Raw genomic sequence first — 19504 nt, forward strand, 5'->3', positions numbered from 1 at the left:
CCCGGGGCCTGTCAGAAGGCCCAGTCTTCGTCTTCGGTGTTGACGGCCTTGCCGATCACATAGGACGAGCCCGAACCCGAGAAGAAGTCGTGGTTCTCGTCGGCGCTGGGCGACAGCGCGGCGAGGATGGCCGGGTTCACATTGGTCATGGAGCTGGGGAACAGCGCCTCGAAGCCCAGGTTCATCAGCGCCTTGTTGGCGTTGTAGTGCAGGAACTTCTTGACGTCTTCCGTCCAGCCCACGCCGTCGTACAGGTCTTCGGTGTACTTGACTTCGTTGTCGTAGAGGTCCTGCAGCAGCTCGTAGGCGTAGTCCTTGACGGCCTGCTGGCGTTCGGCGCTTTCCTTGGCCAGGGCCAACTGGAACTTGTAGCCGATGTAGTAGCCGTGCACGGCTTCGTCGCGGATGATGAGGCGGATCAGATCGGCCGTGTTGGTCAGCTTGGCGCGGCTCGACCAGTACATCGGCAGGTAGAAGCCCGAGTAGAACAGGAACGACTCGAGGAACACGCTGGCGACCTTGCGCATCAGCGGATCGTCGCCGCGGTAGTGGCCCAGCACGATCGTGGCCTTCTTCTGCAGGTACTCGTTCTCCAGGCTCCAGCGGTAGGCATCGTCGACGTCGGTGGTCATGCACAGCGTCGAGAAGATGGAGCTGTACGAGCGCGCATGCACCGCTTCCATGAAGCTGATGTTGGTGTAGACCGCTTCTTCGTGCGGCGTGACGGCATCGGCCATCAGGCTGATCGCACCCACCGTGTTCTGCACGGTGTCGAGCAGGGTCAGGCCGGTGAAGACACGGATGGTGAGCTGCTGCTCGCGCGGCGTGAGCGTGGCCCAGGCCGGGATGTCGTTGGACAGCGGCACCTTTTCGGGCAGCCAGAAGTTGCTGGTCAGCCGGTTCCAGACCTCGAGGTCCTTGTCGTCCTCGATGCGGTTCCAGTTGATGGCGTTGACCAGCGGCGGGATCAGCGAAGGCGTGTTCAGCAGAGGGATGCTCATGGTGGGAGAGCGCAGTCAGAGTGAATGAGTAAAAGGGGCGCCGGGCTGCATCTGCCGCCCGCGCCCGCCATGAAAAGAGGGCTGTTTCGCCAGCCCTCGGATGGGTGCCGGTGCCTTGCGGCCCGCTGCCGCCTTACAGCGAGCAGGACACGCAGCCTTCGACTTCCGTGCCTTCGAGCGCCATCTGGCGCAGGCGGATGTAGTAGATCGTCTTGATGCCTTTTTTCCAGGCGTAGATCTGGGCGCGGTTGATGTCGCGGGTGGTGGCGGTGTCGCGGAAGAACAGCGTCAGCGACAGGCCCTGGTCGACGTGGCGGGTGGCCGCGGCGTAGGTGTCGATGATCTTCTCGGGACCGATCTCGTAGGCATCCTGGTAGTACTGCAGGTTGTCGTTCGAGAGATAGGGCGCCGGGTAGTACACGCGGCCGACCTTGCCTTCCTTGCGGATCTCGATCTTGGCGACGATCGGGTGGATGCTCGACGTCGAGTGGTTGATGTACGAGATCGAGCCCGTCGGCGGAATGGCCTGCAGGTTCTGGTTGTAGATGCCATGCGCCATGACCGAGGCCTTGAGCGCGCGCCAGTCGTCCTGCGTCGGCAGGGCGATGCCGGCCTGCTCGAACAGTTCACGCACGCGTGCGGTCTTGGGTTCCCACTTCTGGTGGACGTACTGGTCGAAGTACTGGCCGTTGGCGTACTTCGAGTCGGCGAAACCCTTGAAGGTCTGGCCGCGTTCGATGGCGATCCGGTTGGACGCCCGGACGGCGTGGTAAGTCACCGCGTAGAAGTACAGGTTGGTGAAGTCGATGCCTTCTTCGCTGCCGTAGTACACCCGTTCGCGTGCCAGGTAGCCGTGCAGGTTCATCTGGCCCAGGCCGATGGCGTGCGAGTCGTCGTTGCCCTTCTCGATCGAGGGCACCGAGCGGATGTGGCTCATGTCGGAGACCGCGGTCAGACCCCGGATCGCGGTTTCGACCGTGCGGGCGAAGTCCGGCGAGTCCATGGTCTTGGCGATGTTGAGCGAACCCAGGTTGCAGGAGATGTCCTTGCCGGTGCTCTCGTAGCCCAGGTCGTCGTTGTAGAGCGAGGGCTCGTTGACCTGCAGGATCTCCGAGCACAGGTTGCTCATGTTGATGCGGCCCTTGATCGGGTTGGCCCGGTTCACCGTGTCCTCGAACATGATGTACGGGTAGCCCGATTCGAACTGGATCTCGGCCAGGGTCTGGAAGAACTCGCGGGCGTTGATCTTCTTCTTGCGGATGCGCGGGTCGTCCACCATCTCGCGGTACTTTTCAGTCACGCTGATGTCGGCCATGGGCACGCCGTAGACGCGCTCGACGTCGTAGGGCGAGAACAGGTACATGTCCTCGTTGTTCTTGGCCAGCTCGAACGTGATGTCCGGAATCACCACGCCCAGCGAGAGCGTCTTGATGCGGATCTTCTCGTCGGCGTTCTCGCGTTTGGTGTCGAGGAAACGGAAGATGTCGGGGTGGTGCGCGTTCATGTAGACCGCACCGGCGCCCTGGCGCGAGCCGAGCTGGTTGGCGTACGAGAAGGCGTCCTCGAGCAGCTTCATGATCGGGATCACGCCCGACGACTGGTTCTCGATGTGTTTGATGGGCGCACCCGCTTCGCGGATGTTGGTGAGCAGGAAAGCCACGCCGCCGCCGCGCTTGGAGAGCTGCAGCGCCGAGTTGATGGAGCGGCCGATGGACTCCATGTTGTCTTCGATGCGCAGCAGGAAACACGAAACCAGTTCGCCGCGCTGCTGCTTGCCGGCGTTCAGGAACGTGGGCGTGGCAGGCTGGAAACGGCCCGAGATGATTTCCTCGACCAGGCCGAGGGCGAGTTTTTCGTCGCCGTTGGCCAGGGCCAGCGCGACCATGCACACGCGGTCTTCATAACGTTCGAGGTAACGTTTGCCGTCGAAGGTCTTGAGCGTGTAGCTGGTGTAGTACTTGAAGGCGCCCAGGAAGGTCTGGAAACGGAACTTCTTGGCATAGGCCGCGTCCCACAGCTGCTGGACGAAGGCCGGGCTGTACTGCGCCAGCACATCGTTCTCGTAATAGCCCTTTTCGACCAGGTAATCGAGTTTTTCCTTCAGATTATGGAAAAACACCGTGTTCTGGTTGACGTGCTGCAGGAAGTACTGGCGTGCGGCGGCGCGGTCCTTGTCGAGCTGGATCTGTCCGTCCGGGCCGAACAGGTTGAGCATCGCATTGAGTGCGTGGTAGTCGAGCTCGGGGCTGACGGCGGCGGGGGCGGCGACGGGCTTGTTCACAGGCTTGGCGTTCAGTGCGCGGGATGCAGCGGTGCTGGTTGCAACGGGGGCAGAGCCGGCGTCGCCTGCATCTGCGGCTTTTGGGTTGAGGGTTGCTGTTTCCAAAATGTTTCCACTCCGTGGCGAACGCGGGCCACGTCATCGACCGTGCCCAGCAATTCAAAGTTGTACAAATGAGGCACCTGGCACTTCTGGGCGATGATGCGCCCCGCCAGGCAATAGGCCTCGCCGAAATTCGTATTGCCCGCGGCAATCACACCCCGTATCCATGACCGGTTGACCGGGTCGTTCAGGAAATGGATGACAGGCTTGGGCACCGAGCCCTTGACATTGCCTCCCCCATAGGTGGGTACGACGAGGATGTACGGCTGATCGACGATGAACGGGTCGGCGTCGACGGGATGAGTCGGGATGCGCAGTGCGGGCAGCCCGAGCTTCTGGACAAAACGGTGCGTGTTTTCCGAGGGGCTCGAATAGTAGACCAAGATCGACATCGGCCTGGCCTTCCGACGAAATTTTCGGGAAGCGCCGTTTTCAGGCTGCGGTGGCGGCAACCAGTGCGCTGATCTTGTCGGGGCGGAAACCCGACCAGTGGTCGTCGCCGGCCACCACGATGGGGGCTTGCTGGTAGCCGAGGTCACGGACCTTCTGGAGGGCCGCTTCATCCTGAGTCAGATCCACGATTTCATAGGCAAGGCCTTGACGGTCCAGGGCACGGTAGGTGGCGTTGCATTGGACACAGGAGGGCTTGGTGTAAACCGTGATGCTCATGATGAATGTTCCTTGTAATCGGATGATCAATCGGGTTGGGTAAAACGGCGGTCTTGCATGAGAAAACCGCCAGAAGCCGGTGTCAGAACCGGCTCGTCAGCGTGACACGCAGCGACTGAAGTCAGGTGTCTGGCTGCTGGCGTGGATTTGATCGTAACACTACCGGTAGTGGCTGGATAGCTTCGACAACCCCATATGTAGAGTTTTTTGTGGGGCACAGCGCGCACCAAAATCATGCGAAGCCGCGCCGAATCTAGCGATTCCGGGCCTTCGGCTCCTGGATTGGATAGCCTGAAACAAAACGCTTCAGATGTTGCTAAAAGTACTACGAAAATGAAGGTTAGTACCCACTGCGCCGGTAGTGGGCCAATCGCTTGGATCAGGACCGGACGGGGCCGTTTGGCGACGCCGCCGGATCAAGCGGCGCGCCGGGAAGCGATCCCCCGGTCTCAGCGATCCTGCTTGAGCAGCCGGCTCGGGGCCAGCGCACCGGCCGAATCCAGGATGGGGTAAGCGATCGAGCAGATGTGGGAGTTGATGCGCTTGAATTCGCTGATGAGGTCGATGTGCAGCGAGCTGGTCTCGATGCTGGGCATGGTCTTTTCGCTCAGGCGGTCGAGGTGGGAGGTGGCGTAGGCCCGCTCGAGCTCGCGGAAACGCACTTTCTCCTCCAGCAGCTTCTGTGCGTCGCGCACGGTGCCGTTGAGGAAGACGCTCATGCCCAGGCGCAGGTTGGCCAGCAGGCGGGCGTGCAGCTCCTCGATCTCGGTCTGGCCGGCGGGCGAGAAGTTGCGGCCGGGGCGGATCTTCTTGTCCTCGATGTCCTGCAGGACCCGCTCGATGATGTCGCCCACCTGCTCCATGTTGATGGTGAAGCTGATGATGTCCGTCCAGCGCTGGCCTTCGTCCTCGCTGAGGGCTTGGCGCGAGATCTTGGTCATGTAGTACTTGATGGCCGAATACTGCGAATCGACCTTGTCGTCCATGGCACGCAGGTTCTCGGCCAGTTGCACGTCGCTGGTCTTGAGCACCGTCATGACGCCGCGCAGCATGGTCTCGACCGTGTCGGCCAGGTGGATGGCTTCGCGCGTGGCACAGGAAATCGCCAGGGCGGGCGTGCTCAGGGCGGATGGATCGAGATGATTGGGCCGGTCGAGCGCCTTGTTGCCGCCCTTGTTGCGCGGCAGCAGTTTCTCGACCCAGCGGGCCACCACCTGCGTGACGCCGATGAACAGCACGGCGACCATGAGGTTGAAGCTCAGGTGGAACAGCACCACCAGCTGCGCCGGATCGTCCACGTAGCGCCGTGCCAGTTGCAGCCAGGGCTGGATCAGGAAGGAGGCGATCGCCACGCCCATCATCTTGAACATCAGGTTGCCCAACGGCACCTGGCGCACCGAGATCGAGGACTTGGCCGTGGTGAGCACGGCCAGCAGGCCGCTGCCGAGGTTGGCGCCCAGCACCAGTCCGAGCGCGACCTCGACGGACACCACCTGCAGTGCCAGCGTGGCCGTGAGCAGCACCACCGCCAGGCTGGAATAGCTCAGCACGGCCAGGCCGGCGCCGAGGATGACTTCGAGCATCAGGTCGCTGGTGAGCGATTCCAGCATCAGCTGGACGGCGGGTGCCTGGGTGAGCAGGGTGGTCGATTCGGTGACCAGGCGCAGCGCCAGCAGCATCAGCCCCAGGCCGATGAGCATGCGGCCGAAGCCGCCCACGTTGGTGCCCTGGCGCGAGATGAAGAGCACCACGCCGACGAAGATGAACAGCGGCGACAGCCAGGACAGATCGAAGGAGAAGACCACCGCCATCACGCTGGTGCCCACGTCCGCGCCCAGCATGACGGCCAGCGCGGCCGGCAGGGCGATCATGCCCTGGCCGACGAAAGACGAGGTGATCAGCGCGGTTGCCGTGCTCGACTGGACCAGCGCCGTGACGCCGACGCCCGACAGCGCCGCCGTGAACCGGTTGCCCATGCTGAAGGCCAGCGCCTGGCGCAAGCTGGCGCCGAAGGTGCGCAGCACGCCGGTGCGGACCAGGTAGGTGCCCCAGACGAGCAGGGCGATGGCAGCCAGGAGGTTGAGCAGGTGCTTCATGCGTGCAGAGACAAAAGGTGTCTCCGGCAGCATACCCGCTATGGGCGGGTCTGCGATGAAACCGGCGGTTGTCCTCGTGAGCGAGGGCCCGGGGCCGTCAGTCCTTGGCGCGCCGCATGCGCCGGAGTTCATCGACGATCAGGCAGATGGCGCCCAGCGTGATGCCCATGTCGGCGACATTGAAGGAGGGATAGTGCCAGCCGGCCCAGTGGAAGTCGAGGAAGTCGACCACGTAGCCGTGCATGAGGCGGTCCACCACGTTGCCCAGCGCACCGCCCATGATGCAGGCGAGCGCAAAACAGAACAGCGTCTGTCCGGCATGCCGGCGCAGCAGCCAGACGATGAGGATGGAGGCGCCGACGCCGATGACGGTGAAGAACCAGCGCTGCCAGCCGTCGTGTTCGGCCAGGAACGAGAAGGCCGCGCCGGGGTTGTGGGCCCGCACGATGTTGAAGAAGCCGGTGACCACCGTGCCTTCGCCATGGGCGTAGACGGACAGGATCCACTGCTTGGTCAACTGGTCGAGCACGATGATGGCCAGGGCCAGCCCGAGCCAGGGCCACAGGCTGCTGCGGGCCCCGGAGGGCAGGGGCGAGGTGGATGTGCTCATCAGGCCACCCCGCGGGTCTCGCCCGTGCCGTACAGGTTGGCGATGGCGCGGGCCGACAGCGTCGGGTGCTGGGCGTCCTGGCCCACGTCTTCGCTGTAGTGCCAGGTCAATGCGCACTTGCTGCCGGGGGCGATCGAGACGTCGACGGCCAGTTCGGGGCCGGCCGCCAGCGTGGCCACCGAGGTGATGGTCACGAACTTCAGGTCGGCGCCCAGGCTGGCGAGCAGCGCATGGTCCTCGGGCGCGGCCTGGATGGTGACGGCGGCCTGCAGCGAGGCGCCGATGCGGCCTTCGGCCCGCACGTCTTCGATGCGTTTGTTGACCTCGTCGCGGATCTCGCGGATGCGGCTCCACTTGGCCAGCAGCGCGGGTGCATCGCCGGGCGCGGGGATGTCCCAGAAGGTCTCGGTGAAGATGGAGGGCGAGCGGCCGGGTGCGAACACCTGCCAGGCCTCTTCGGCGGTGAAGCTCAGGAACGGCGCCATCCAGCGCAGCATGGCCTGGGTGAGGTGCCACAGCGCCGTCTGGGCGCTGCGGCGCGCCAGGCTCTTGGCCGGCGTGACGTACAGGCGGTCCTTGAGCACGTCGAGATAGAAGGCGCCCAGGTCCTCGCTGCAGTAGACCTGCAGCTTGGCGACCACGGGGTGGAACTCGTAGGCATCGTAGTGCCTGAGCACGTCGGCCTGGAAGGCTTGCGCGCGCGCCAGGGCGTAGCGGTCGATTTCCAGCAGTTCGTCGAAGGGCACGGCGTCCTGCGCGGGATCGAAGTCGCTGGTGTTGGCCAGCAGGAAACGCAGGGTGTTGCGGATGCGGCGGTAACCGTCCACCACGCGCGCCAGGATCTTTTCGTCGATGGCCAGGTCGCCCGAGTAGTCGGTCGACGCCACCCACAGGCGGATGATTTCGGCGCCCAGCTTGTTGCTGACCTCTTGCGGGGCCACGGTGTTGCCCAGCGACTTGCTCATCTTCTTGCCCTGGCCGTCGACCGTGAAGCCGTGGGTCAGCAGGCCCTTGTAGGGCGCGCGGCCTTCGATGGCGGAGGCCAGCAGCAGCGAGCTGTGGAACCAGCCGCGGTGCTGGTCATGGCCCTCGAGATACAGGTCGGCTTCCGGGCCGGTGTCGTGGTGCACGTCGGGGTGGGTGCCGCGCAGCACGTGCCAGAAGGTGGAGCCCGAGTCGAACCAGACCTCGAGGATATCGGTGCTCTTGGTGTAGGCCTCGGCTTCGGCGCCCAGAATGTCCTGCGCGGTCACGCGGCTCCAGGCCTCGATGCCGCCTTCCTCGACGATGGCCGCGGCCTGGTCCAGGATCTCCATGGTGCGCGGGTGCAGTTCGCCGCTGTCCTTGTGCAGGAAGAACGGCAGGGGCACGCCCCAGCTGCGCTGGCGGCTGATGCACCAGTCGGGCCGGTTGGCGATCATGTCGCGCAGGCGGGTGCGGCCGTTTTCCGGATAGAAGCGCGTCTGCTCGATGGCCGCCAGCGCGGTCTGGCGCAGCGTGCCGGGGGCCTTGTCCCGGGTGAAGACGCCTTCGCCCTCGTCCATGCGCACGAACCACTGGGCGGCTGCACGGTAGATGACGGGTGTCTTGTGGCGCCAGCAGTGCGGGTAGCTGTGGCTGATGGTCTGGGTGTGCATCAGCCGGCCGGCGTCGCGCAGGGCGTCGATGATGACGGGCGCGGCTTTCCAGATGTGCTGGCCGCCGAACAGCGGCAGTTCGGGTGCGTAGACGCCGTTGCCCTGCACGGGGTTGAGGATGTCGTCGTAGGCCATGCCGTTGGCCACGCACGAGTTGAAGTCGTCCAGGCCGTAGGCGGGGGCCGAGTGCACGACACCCGTGCCGTCGTCGGCGGTGGCGTAGTCGGCCAGGTAGACCGGGCTGAGACGGTCGTAGCCGGCGTCGATGTGGGCGAAGGGGTGACGGAACGCGAGGTGGTCGAGCACCGCACCCTTGGCGGTGGCGAGCACGCGGCCTTCCAGGCCCCAGCGTGCCAGGCAGGCGGTGACCAGCGCATCGGCGACGACGAACAGGCCGCGTTCGGTCTCGACCAGGCTGTAGTCGAGCTCGGGGTTGACGTTGAGCGCCTGGTTGGCCGGGATGGTCCACGCCGTGGTGGTCCAGATCACGATGAAGGCCGGCTTGTCGAGCGCGGGCAGGCCGAAGGCGGCAGCCAGGCGGTCGGGGTCGGCGCTCGGGAAGGCCACGTCCAGGGTCTGCGATTTCTTGTCGGCGTACTCGATCTCGAACTCGGCGAGCGAGGAGGCGCAGTCGAAGCACCAGTAGACCGGCTTGAGGCCGCGGTAGACGTAGCCGCGCTCCATGACACGCTTGAGCGCCCGCAGCTCGCCGGCCTCGTTGGCGTGGTTCATGGTCTTGTAGGGGTGTTCCCAGTCGCCCAGCACGCCCAGGCGCTTGAAGTCGGCCATCTGCTGCTCGATCTGCTCGGTGGCGAAGGCGCGGCTCTTGGCCTGCATCTCGTCGCGGGGCAGGTTGCGGCCGTGCAGTTTCTCGATGGCGTTCTCGATGGGCAGGCCGTGGCAGTCCCAGCCCGGCACGTACAGCGCGTCGTAGCCCTCGAGCTGGCGCGCCTTGGTGATCATGTCCTTGAGCACCTTGTTGACCGCATGCCCGATGTGGATCTTGCCGTTGGCATAGGGCGGGCCGTCGTGCAGGATGAACTTGGGCTTGCCGGCGCGGGCGTCGCGCAGGCGTTTGTAGATGCCTTGTTCCTCCCAGGACTGGACCCATCCCGGTTCACGCTTGGGCAGGTCGCCACGCATGGGGAAGGGGGTGTCGGGCAGGTTGAGGAACTTGCGGTAATCGGTGTTTTGCTCAGACATGATGGATGTCGACTTCTGGAACTACGGGATGCGTCACCCCTCGGAAAGCCGAGGGTGCTGCAGGGGTGGGGCGGACGGGGCGGCGGGCGGCTGCGCCGGGCGTCAAATTCGGTCGCGCGTGGTCTGGCGGCGGGTACGCGTGTGCCCCTGGGTGGCATGGGCCAGGAGAAGAGGGGTGGGGCCGCTGTGCAGCCTGTGCAAGGTGTTCACCCGGCTATTTTAGCGGCAGGGCTTCGGCGCGTGCGTCCCACCAGGCCCGGGCTTCGGTGCAGTCGTGTGCAATGCCGGCCGTCAGGGACTCGAGGCCGTCGTACTTGAGCTCGTCGTGGAGCTTGTGCAGCAACTCCACGCGGATGACCTGGCCATAGACTTCCTGGCCGCTGGCGGCGAGCCGGTCGGGCCAGTCGAGCACATGGGTTTCGAGCAGCACGCGGCCGCCGTTGACGTCGGAGGGGTCGAGCGAGGGGCGCACGCCCAGGTTGGCCACGCCCAGGCGCGGCGCATGGCTGCCCAGGGGGCCTTCGAGGCCGTGGACCTGGACCACGAAGATGCCGCTGGCTGCGGGTTTCCAGTGCGCGAACCGCAGGTTGAGGGTGCGGAAGCCCAGCGTGCGGCCCAGCTTGCGGCCATGCACCACGTGGCCGGAGATGGCATAGGGCCGGCCCAGCAGCCGGGCCGTGGCGGTCATGTCGCCTTCGGCCAGCGCCGCCCGGACGGCCGAGCTCGAGACCCGCAGGCCGTGGACTTCGTAGCTGTTCATGCGTGCCACATCGAAGCCCTGGCGGGCGCCGGCGGCATCGAGCAGCGCATAGTCGCCCGCCCGCTGCGCGCCGAAGCGGAAATCGTCGCCCACCAGCACGTAGCGCGCGCCCAGGCCCTGGCACAGCACCTGGTCGATGAAGGCCTGGGGCGACAGCGCGGCCAGTTGCGCATCGAAACGCAGCACCACCACCTGGTCCACGCCGCAGGCCTGCAACTGGTCGAGCTTGTCGCGCAGCGTGACGATGCGGGCGGGAGCCAGTGCGGGCTTGCCGAGGACCCGGGCGAAGTAGTCGCGCGGATGGGGTTCGAAGGTCAGCACGCACGAGGGCAGTCCGCGCTGCCGTGCCTCGCCGCGCAGGAGGGAGAGCATGGCCTGGTGGCCGCGGTGCACGCCATCGAAGTTGCCGATGGTCAGGGCACAGGCGGGTGCCACGCCGGGGTGCTGGAAGCCTCTGAAAACTTGCATGGGGCGGATTATCCCGGGATTGGCGTCTGCGGGGGGCTTGAGGGACAAACGAGAGCGCGGGCCCTGGCCTCTGCACGGACTTCGTGCGGACATGCGCCAGTCAAGGGGATTGTGTATATATTACGGACAGGGGGGGCCGTGTGGCCGCCTGCTGCTGTACCTCGGTTTTGCCTGTTCCATCACGGATGTCGATCGGAGGTTGCGTTGAAGGTTCTCAAACTCTCGGCCCAGGGTCTGCCGCAGTCCTGGCTGACGCTCGAGGAAGCGGTGCTGCACTATGCCGCCGATGCCGTGCGCTGGGAGGTTGGAGAGCAGGTGGCCGTGTTCCGGGGCGGCATCAATGCGCGCACGGGTCTGCAATCCACGCTGTCGATCAGCAGCATCATCGGCACCAAGGGCGTGCCCGGCATCAATCCGTTCGAGATCAAGCCGGCGCTCTCCAACGGCAAGCTGTTTGCCCGCGACCGCAACGTGTGCGCTTACTGCGGACAGCATTTTGCCGACGACCATCTCACGCGCGAACACATCACGCCGCTGGCTCAGCGCGGCGCCGACCACTGGATGAACGTGGTCACGGCCTGCCGCGCCTGCAACCACCGCAAGGCCAATCGCACGCCCGAGCAGGCCCGCATGCCGCTGCTCTACACGCCTTACGTGCCCACGCTGTGGGAAGACTTCATCCTGCGCAACCGGCGCATCCTGGCGGATCAGATGGAGTTCCTGATGGCTCACCTGCCCAAGACCTCGCGTCTCAACGGTTAGGTCGCCCTCGCGCCGGCCGATTCGGGTCGTCAATCGAGGGGCACGTCCTGCGGCTTGTGGGCGTCTTCCTTGCGGCTGCGCACGTCCGGGTGATCGTCGGCCTCGAGCTGCCAGAAGATCCAGGCCGAAGCGGCGGTGATCAGGCCGATGCAGATGAACGCGGCATGGAAGGTGTCGAGCGTGTCGAAGCCGGGGCGCGGCTCCAGCCACTGCTCGAAGGTCGAGAGCAGGGCGGCGGCGACGGTCACGCCCATGCTCATGGCCAGCATCTGCACCATGGACAGCATGCTGTTGCCGGCGCTGGCGTCGGTCGTTTCCAGATCCTTGAGCGTGACGGTGTTCATGGCGGTGAACTGCAGCGAGTTGAAGGCGCCGAAGACGACCAGCATCAGGATCTTGAGCGGCAGCGGCATCTCGGGGCCGATCAGCGAGAAACTGGCGATGAGCACGCCGATGAGCAGCGTGTTGCCCACCAGCACGCGCCGGTAGCCCTGGCTGCGGATGAGCGGCGTGGCGAAGCGTTTCATGCCCATGCTGGCCAGGGCCACGGGCAGCATCATCATGCCGGCCTGCATGGGGCTGTAGCCCAGGCAGACCTGCAGCAGCAGCGGGATCAGGAAAGGCATGCTGCCGCTGCCGATGCGCGCAAAGAGGTTGCCCAGCAGGCCGACGCGGAAGCTGCCGTTGCGAAACAGCATGGGCGAGAACAGGGGCGCGGGGTGCCGCAGCGCATGCAGCCAGTAGGCGGCCAGCCCGGCGAAGCCGCCCAGCATGAGGACGACCACCAGCGCGCGCTGCATGCCGATGCCCGAGAGGCCGTCGAGCGACAACGAGATCGAAACCATGGCGATGGCCAGCAGCAGGAATCCGCTGAGGTCGAAACGATGGGGCAGGATGGCGCGGCTGTCCGGCATCCAGCGCAGGGTGGCGATCCAGCCCATCAGGCCCACGGGCAGGTTGATGAGGAAAATCCAGTGCCAAGAGAGGGTTTCGACCAGCCAGCCGCCCAGGGTCGGGCCGAGCAGCGGACCGATCAGGCCGGGAATGGCCACGAAGCTCATGGCCTGGAGGAATTTCTCGCGCGGGTAGTTGCGCAGCACGGAGAGCCGGCCCACGGGCAGGAGCAGCGCGCCGCCGCAGGCCTGCAGCACCCGCGAGGCCACCAGCTGGCTGAGCGTGTGCGACATCGCGCAGGCGGCCGAGCCGAGGGTGAACAGCGCGATCGAGACCAGAAACACGCGGCGCGTGCCGAAACGATCGGCGACCCAGCCCGAGGCGGGAATCAGCATGGCCATCGTCAGCGAATAGGCAATGACCACCGATTGCATGCGCAGCGGGCTTTCCGCCAGGCTGGCCGCCATGGAGGGCAGGGCGGTGTTGACGATGGTGGCGTCCAGCGTCTGCATGAAGAAGGCCACGGCCACCAGCCAAAGCAGGTGCGGTGGCGGATCGGGCTGGGCGTCGACGGCGGGCGGAGCGGCGGAGAGGGGCGTCATGCGATGAGGCCGCAGCCAGAAATGCCGGTGCGGCAGGGGGCATTCTCGGCGAAATGGCAGGATCTGGCGATGAGCGGGGTGGCCCGGGCCTCGTCCCGGCGCTTGTGTCCGGCCCGGGGCCGGACGCACTATCATCGGCGGCAGAGCCGCAGGCCGTATCCAACGCACACGGCGCATGGTCCGACAGACCCCGGCCGACCGCTGGCGAGACACTGGCAGGCCGTGCCGGCTCGTGCGACCCCCGCGTGTCGCGCCGGAAGACGGCCCTGGCAGGCGGGTTAAGCGCGGGCTGCCGGGTGCGGTCCGGCCGACTGGTATTACATTGTGAGTTGAATGGCGCGCGTGCCTAAAGCTGGTCGGGCAACGCGTCTCTTGTTTACAGACCACTGAAAACCCCAAGAAGGAGCATTCCAGATGGCTTACGCCTTGCCCCCACTGCCTTATGCCTACGATGCACTCGAGCCCCATTTCGATGCCCGTACGATGGAGATCCATCACTCCAAGCACCATCAGACCTATGTCACCAACCTGAACAACGCCGTGGCTGACGCCGGCGTCAAGGAAGTGCCGGTCGAAGAATTGATCGCGGACATCAAGGCTCTGCCCGAAAAGATCCGCGGCGCCGTGCGCAACAACGGCGGTGGCCATGCCAACCATGCGCTGTTCTGGACCGTGCTGAGCGCCCAGGGCGGCAAGCCCGAAGGCAAGCTGGCCCAGGCCATCGAATCCGACCTGGGCGGCTACGATGCGTTCAAGGACACCTTCACCAAGGCTGCACAGACCCGCTTCGGCAGCGGCTGGGCCTGGCTGACCGTGGGCCACGACGGCAAGCTGCTGGTCGAAAGCAGCGCCAACCAGGACAACCCGCTGATGGGCGAATTCGCAGGCCTGTCCGGCGGCACCCCCATCTTGGGCCTGGACGTGTGGGAACACGCGTACTACCTGAACTACCAGAACCGCCGTCCCGACTACATCTCGGCGTTCTTCAACATCATCAACTGGACCGAAGTCTCGCGCCGCTACGAAGCCGCGCTGGCCAAGAAGTAACCAGAAGACGTCTCGTGCGCGGGCGTTGCCCGCGCATGGCGGCGCAGAGTCCGGCTCTCCCGGTGAGGCCGGACTTTTTTTTGGCCGCTGCCGGGCGGCAACGGTCAGGCGGACGAAGCCGCGAGTGCGGAGGGCGGCAGGCCGGGCTTCTGCGGGTGGGCGGCCTGGTAGGCGGCGCGCCACAGGCTGAAATCGTGCGCGCGCAGCGGCTGTGAATAGAGAAAGCCCTGGCCGTAGGCCACGTTGGCCTGCCTCAGGAAGTCGGCCTGGCCCTCGGTCTCGATGCCTTCGGCGATCAGGGCCAGGTTCAGGCGCTGCGCCAGCGCGATGAGGGTGTCGAGCACCACCGAGGTGACCGAACCGGTGCCGATGCCCCGGACGAAGGAGCGGTCGATCTTGATGAAGTCGGCCTTGAGCCACTCGAGGTAGGCCAGGGACGATTGCCCGGTGCCGAAGTCGTCGAGGGCCCACTGCACACCCTGCCGTCTCAGCAGAGCCATGTTGTGGTGCACATTGTCCTGATCGGGCAAGGCCTCGCGTTCCGTCACTTCGAGGGTCAGGATGGGCGCGTCCGGTCCCATCTGGCGTATGAGCCGCTGCACGTCGCCGACGAACTCGGGGCTGGCGACATGCGAACCGCTGACGTTGATGCCCAGGTGGTCGCCCGGGCGCAGGCCCAGTGTCGGGAGATCGCGCGCGACGAGCCCGAAGATGTGGCGCGTGAGGTCGGCGATCTGGCCGTTTTCTTCGGCGATCGGGATAAAGAAGTCCGGCCGCATGGGCCCGGCGCTGGGGTGCTGCCAGCGGATCAGCGCTTCGACGCCGCCCAGGGTGCCGCTGTCGAGCGAGATCACCGGCTGGTAGACCATGTGGAACTGGTGGCGCCGCATGGCCCGGGTGATCTCGCCGGTGAGGGAGAGCTGCCGGCTGCACACCAGATGCGCGAGATAGGCGGCAAACAGGCCGGCCAGCGCGATGATGGGCAGGGTATCGCGCCAGATGCCGGAAATGTCGCGTGCCGCGTAGGCCGGCATCAGACGGTTGCTGACCTCGAAAGGAAACTGCTGCGAGCGCACGGTCTCGAGGGTGCCGTTCGACGACTGATGGGCATTCCTGCCGGGTGCGGTCGGATGGCGTTTGGAGGTCGCGAGCAGCGCACGGCCGTCGACCAACTGCATGTCGATGTCGAAATGCGATTCGGCCTCGGCGGCGACCTGGATGTCCTGCAGGTAACGCTCGTCGATCACCGCCAGCACGCCGCTCTGCCCGCCTTGGTTGAGCGTGACCAGCACCGCGCCCCGGTCGGTCACGAAAGGCGTGCGGTCGGTAGGCGTGATGGCCCGGCCCGGCGGCAGGCTGTGCAGATCCTTGTAGACCGAGATCGGCAGATCGATGTTGCCCAGCAGGGACGAGCAGTAGATGCGGTCGTCCTGGATCAACAGCAGGGCCCGGAAATACGGCCGCAAGGTGCTGAGCTCGCGCAGCGACCGGTTGACGCCGTCGTCGCAGGGGCGTCCGAGCAATTCGGCGGTATCCCGGATGGTTCGATCGGTGCTGGAAAAGATGCGGTCGAGCTGGCGCAGGACCAGGGTGGCGGTGAGGGTCACCTCGCTTTCGGCCCGGCGTTCGGCCTCGCGCATGACCAGCGGATAGGCCAGCAGCATCGGCAGAACGGCGGCCGCCAGCACGATGGCCACGTGCCAGCCGCGCCGATGGCGAGGTGTGGAGATCTTCATGGCGTGAACTTCCCCCTCCGGGTACTCCGCAGCACGCAGTCGGCCCGGCAGGCCGCCATGCGCGGATGTTTGCCACGACTATGCCATGGACGCGCGCGATACACCCTTTTTATTGCGATGCACAGAGACCACAGCCAATAGTTGATCCGTCAATGGTGTCATGACAATTGTTGACCAGTCAAATAAAATTGCGCCATGACTGGACAAACTCCCCCCGCCGAAACGCCGGAAATCCCCCGGCATTCCCGCGACAGCGCGGGCTGGTTGATGAAATCCATCCTGTTGCACATGCGCATGGAGATGGACAAACGCATGGAATCCGTCGGCCTGACGGACGCCCAGTGGACACCGATCCTGCATCTGGCTTCGGGCGAGGGCAGAACGGCGGCCGAGCTGTCGCGCAACTGCCTGCAGTCGCCCGGCGGCATGACCCGCATGCTCGACCGGCTGGAGGCCAAGGGCCTGGTCGAGCGCGTGCGCTCCCGGAACGATCGCCGGGTGGTCAACCTGGTACTCACCGAAGAGGGGCTGTCTGCCGCACGGTTCGTGCCGGACATCCTGCGCGAGGTCAACGAACAGGCGCTCGAAAACCTGAGCGCAGACGAAGCGCGGCAGCTCAAGTCCCTGCTCCAGCGGGTGCTCGGCACGCTCGAAGACCGGGTGGCCGCGCGCGCGGCCGGCACCACCGGCGTGTCGGATTCCGACGCGCTCACCGATTCCATCGATTCCGCCGACCAGGACGGCACACCATGACGCTTCTTTCTTCTTTTCCCATGCGGCAGCCGCTGGCCGTCGTCTCGGCTGCGGCCCTGTTGATGCTGGCCGGCTGTGCCGACATGCGCGGTCTCGATCAACAGGCACGGGCGCAGATGCGCACCTCGCAGTCGCTGGGCCTGCCGGCGGCGCAGCAGCCGGTGTCCGGAGTGCAGGCTGCCGATGCGGCGGCCTTGCCTGCCGGCGTGCAGGACGCCTGGTGGCGCCAACTGGGCGACAGCCGGCTCGACGCCCTGGTCGACCAGGCCGTTGCCGGCAACCCCGACATCCGCATGGCACGGGCGCGGCTGGAGCAGGCCTGGGCGCAGACCCAGATCGAGCGCGCGGACGATCTGCCGCGGGTCGATGCCCAGATGAACGTCACGCGCAAGCGCTATACGGAAAACGGCCAGGTGCCCGTGCCGCTGGCCGGCAGCGTGCGCAACGACGCCCTGCTGCAGCTGAACGTGGGCTGGGAGCTGGATCTGTTCGGCAAGAACCGGGCGGCACTCGAGGCCGCGATCGGCTCGGCCCGCGCGGCCCAGGCCGACGAGCAGGCTGCGCGCCTGGTGCTGGCCAGCCAAGTGGTGCAGGGTTATGTGCAACTGGCTCGCCTGCAGGCCCAACTGGCAGTGGCCGAACGCGCGCTGGCGCAGCGCGACGAGACGCTGCGCCTGGTGCGTGACCGTTACGCCGCCGGCCTGGACACCACGCTGGAGGTGCGCCAGAGCGAAGGCGGCCTGCCCGATGCCCGTCTGCAGATCGAACAACTGGGCGAACAGATCGCGCTGGCCCGCAATGCGCTGGCTGCGCTCATCGGCGAGCCTGCGAAGGCCGCTTCGATCGAGGTGGGCGACTTGCAGGCCCTGCAAGGGCTCGAATTGCCGCGGCAACTGCCGGCCAGCCTGCTGGGCCGGCGAGCCGACGTGGTGGCGGCCCGCTGGCGCGTGGAGGCCGCGCGCCGGGGCATCGACAGTGCCCAGGCGGCATTTTTCCCGGACATCAACCTGACGGCATTCGCCGGTCTCTCCAGCCTGGGGCTGGACCATTGGCTCAACGGCAGCAGCCGCCAATGGGGCGTGGGGCCGGCCATCACGCTGCCGGTGTTCGAAGGCGGCCGTCTGCGTGCCAATCTGCGCGGCGAAGCGGCCGGCTACGACCTGGCCGTCGAAACATACAACCGGACGGTGATCGGCGCCGTGCACGACACGGCCGATCAACTGGCCTCCATCGATGCGGTCGCCCGCCAGCAGCGCGAACAGGCCCAGGCCGGCGCCGCAGCGCAGAGCGCCTTCGACATCGCCCGCCAGCGGTATGCCGCCGGCCTGGGCACCTATCTCAACGTGCTGACGGCCGAGACCCAGGTGCTGGTGCAGCGCCGGCAGGCCGTGGACCTGACGGCCCGGGCCCTGACGACCCGGGTGGCACTGGCCCATGCGCTGGGCGGCGGTTATGCCGGCGACCCGGACGGCCCGTTGGCCCAGGCCCAGCCTGCCGGCCCGGGCCCGACCGGCCCGCACTGAACCGCAGACCCCGCTGAACGGCAACGGGCTTTCCGCTGAATTCTTTCCCGCTTTTCTCCCGCTATCGAGACTGAAAAAATGAGTCAAAACACACCGTCTTCGAGCCCTTCGTCCGCCCCGTCCAACGCCCAGCCCGGCACGCGCCGCAAGCTGCTGGTGCGCATGGCCGCGGTCGTGGCCATCGGCTGCATCGCCTGGGGTGCCTACGAGTGGCTGGTCGCCAGCCATTACGAAAACACCGACAACGCCTATGTGCAGGGCAACCTGGTGCAGATCACGCCCCAGACCACCGGCACGGTCGAGGCCATCATGGCCGACGAGACCGATTTCGTGCAGGCCGGCCATGCGCTGATCAAGCTCGATCCGGCCGATGCACGCGTCGCCTACCAGCAGGCCGAGGCCGACCTGGCGCAGGCCGTGCGCCAGGTGCGCACGCTGTTCGTGAACAACGGTTCGCTGTCGGCGCAGGTCACCCTGCGCGAAGCCGAGGCCGCGCGTGCCAGCAACGACGTGGCGCGGGCCACCGAAGACCTGCGCCGCCGGCAGTCGCTGAGCGGCAACGGCGCCGTGTCGCAGGAGGAGCTCGAGCACACGCGCAGCCAGCTCGAAGCCGCACGTGCGGCGCTGGCTTCGGCCCGGGCCGCCACGCAATCGGCACGCGAGCAACTGCAGAGCAACCGCTCGTACACCGAAGGCATCGACGTCGCCAGCCACCCGAGCGTGCAGGCCGCGGCGGCCCGCTTGCGCCAGGCCTACCTCGCCGTGCAGCGCAGCGCGCTGATCGCGCCGGTCGACGGTTTTGTCGCCAAGCGCAGCGTGCAGGTCGGCCAGCGCGTGGCGCCCGGTGCGCAACTGATGACGGTGGTGCCCCTGAACCAGCTGTGGGTGGATGCGAACTTCAAGGAAAACCAGCTGCGTGGCCTGCGTATCGGCCAGCCGGTCAAGCTCACGGCCGATCTCTACGGCAGCAAGGTCGAGTACGACGGCCAGGTCGCGGGACTGGGCATGGGCACCGGGGCGGCGTTTTCGTTGCTGCCGGCACAGAATGCCACCGGCAACTGGATCAAGGTGGTGCAGCGTGTGCCGGTGCGCATCACGCTCGACGCCGCGCAGCTCGCCGAGCATCCGCTGCGCGTGGGTCTGTCGATGGATGTGACCGTCGACATTGCCCAGCAGGACGGCAAGTTGCTGGCCGATGCCCCGCGCGCGGAGCCTCTGGTGCAGACCGAGGTGTACGCGGTGCAGGAGCAGGGTGCCGACGAGGCGATCGCCAAGGTCATCGCGGCCAACGTGGGCAAGCCGCTGGCCGCCGCCACCCGGGGCTCTGCCGCTGCCGCCCGCGGCACGCTGATGTAAGCCG

15 protein-coding genes are annotated in these 19504 nt (G+C 66.3%); 5 read left to right on the top strand and 10 right to left on the bottom strand.

What is annotated here, in order from left to right; genetic code table 11:
- Window positions 1-11 precede the first annotated feature (11 nt).
- The 8 genes from nrdF to EC845_RS18565 all read right to left on the bottom strand — a co-directional run bounded on the left by nrdF (window position 12) and on the right by EC845_RS18565 (window position 10827).
- Window positions 12-1001 (bottom strand): class 1b ribonucleoside-diphosphate reductase subunit beta, encoded by a 990-nt coding sequence (nrdF, locus tag EC845_RS18530; protein ID WP_123299630.1) that lies wholly within the window; start codon window positions 999-1001, stop codon window positions 12-14.
- A 133-nt stretch (window positions 1002-1134) separates the two neighbouring features.
- The gene (nrdE, locus tag EC845_RS18535) at window positions 1135-3282 is read right to left on the bottom strand and encodes a class 1b ribonucleoside-diphosphate reductase subunit alpha (RefSeq protein WP_233598169.1); all 2148 of its coding nucleotides are present in this window, start codon (window positions 3280-3282) and stop codon (window positions 1135-1137) included.
- Between the two features lie 11 nt (window positions 3283-3293).
- The gene (gene nrdI, locus EC845_RS18540) at window positions 3294-3776 is read right to left on the bottom strand and encodes a class Ib ribonucleoside-diphosphate reductase assembly flavoprotein NrdI (RefSeq protein WP_123299632.1); all 483 of its coding nucleotides are present in this window, start codon (window positions 3774-3776) and stop codon (window positions 3294-3296) included.
- A gap of 40 nt (window positions 3777-3816) precedes the next feature.
- Entirely contained in the window at window positions 3817-4053 is a 237-nt protein-coding gene (gene nrdH, locus EC845_RS18545; protein WP_123299633.1) for a glutaredoxin-like protein NrdH, read from the bottom strand.
- Between the two features lie 449 nt (window positions 4054-4502).
- Window positions 4503-6149, bottom strand: a complete 1647-nt coding sequence (locus EC845_RS18550) for a Na/Pi cotransporter family protein (protein ID WP_123299634.1) — start codon at window positions 6147-6149, stop codon at window positions 4503-4505.
- 97 nt (window positions 6150-6246) lie between these two features.
- Entirely contained in the window at window positions 6247-6759 is a 513-nt protein-coding gene (gene lspA / locus EC845_RS18555) for a signal peptidase II (RefSeq protein ID WP_123299635.1), read from the bottom strand.
- On the bottom strand, window positions 6759-9599 hold the full coding sequence (gene ileS, locus EC845_RS18560) for an isoleucine--tRNA ligase (RefSeq protein WP_123299636.1): 2841 nt from the start codon (window positions 9597-9599) through the stop codon (window positions 6759-6761). The genes lspA and ileS overlap by 1 nt, the downstream gene beginning before the upstream one ends.
- A gap of 214 nt (window positions 9600-9813) precedes the next feature.
- Entirely contained in the window at window positions 9814-10827 is a 1014-nt protein-coding gene (locus tag EC845_RS18565) for a bifunctional riboflavin kinase/FAD synthetase (RefSeq protein ID WP_123299637.1), read from the bottom strand.
- Window positions 10828-11031: 204 nt separating this feature from the next.
- On the opposite strand from EC845_RS18565, the gene EC845_RS18570 reads away from it, so the two are divergent.
- Entirely contained in the window at window positions 11032-11589 is a 558-nt protein-coding gene (locus EC845_RS18570) for an HNH endonuclease (RefSeq protein ID WP_123299638.1), read from the top strand.
- 29 nt (window positions 11590-11618) lie between these two features.
- On the opposite strand, the gene mdtD is transcribed toward EC845_RS18570, so the two are convergent.
- Entirely contained in the window at window positions 11619-13085 is a 1467-nt protein-coding gene (gene mdtD, locus EC845_RS18575; protein ID WP_123299639.1) for a multidrug transporter subunit MdtD, read from the bottom strand.
- 414 nt (window positions 13086-13499) lie between these two features.
- On the opposite strand from mdtD, the gene EC845_RS18580 reads away from it, so the two are divergent.
- A complete protein-coding gene (locus EC845_RS18580; protein WP_123299640.1) occupies window positions 13500-14132 on the top strand; it encodes a superoxide dismutase in 633 nt (210 codons plus the stop codon).
- A 104-nt stretch (window positions 14133-14236) separates the two neighbouring features.
- Here the strand turns inward: EC845_RS18580 and EC845_RS18585 are convergent, their stop codons facing one another.
- Window positions 14237-15868, bottom strand: coding sequence for an EAL domain-containing protein (locus EC845_RS18585; protein ID WP_123299641.1), 1632 nt, complete (start codon window positions 15866-15868; stop codon window positions 14237-14239).
- 195 nt (window positions 15869-16063) lie between these two features.
- On the opposite strand from EC845_RS18585, the gene EC845_RS18590 reads away from it, so the two are divergent.
- The 3 genes from EC845_RS18590 (at window position 16064) to EC845_RS18600 (ending at window position 19500) form a co-directional block, all read left to right on the top strand.
- Window positions 16064-16621: a MarR family winged helix-turn-helix transcriptional regulator gene (locus EC845_RS18590; protein WP_123299642.1), complete on the top strand. Its 558-nt coding sequence runs from the start codon at window positions 16064-16066 to the stop codon at window positions 16619-16621.
- Window positions 16618-18144 carry an efflux transporter outer membrane subunit gene (locus EC845_RS18595; protein ID WP_123299643.1) on the top strand — a complete coding sequence of 509 codons (1527 nt, stop codon included), beginning with the start codon at window positions 16618-16620 and terminating at the stop codon, window positions 18142-18144. Before EC845_RS18590 ends, EC845_RS18595 begins: the two co-directional genes overlap by 4 nt.
- Before the next feature lie 78 nt (window positions 18145-18222).
- Window positions 18223-19500 (top strand): HlyD family efflux transporter periplasmic adaptor subunit, encoded by a 1278-nt coding sequence (locus tag EC845_RS18600; RefSeq protein WP_123299644.1) that lies wholly within the window; start codon window positions 18223-18225, stop codon window positions 19498-19500.
- Window positions 19501-19504 lie beyond the last annotated feature (4 nt).

The sequence above is a fragment of the Comamonas sp. BIGb0124 genome, from assembly GCF_003752175.1.
GTDB lineage: Bacteria > Pseudomonadota > Gammaproteobacteria > Burkholderiales > Burkholderiaceae_C > Comamonas_F.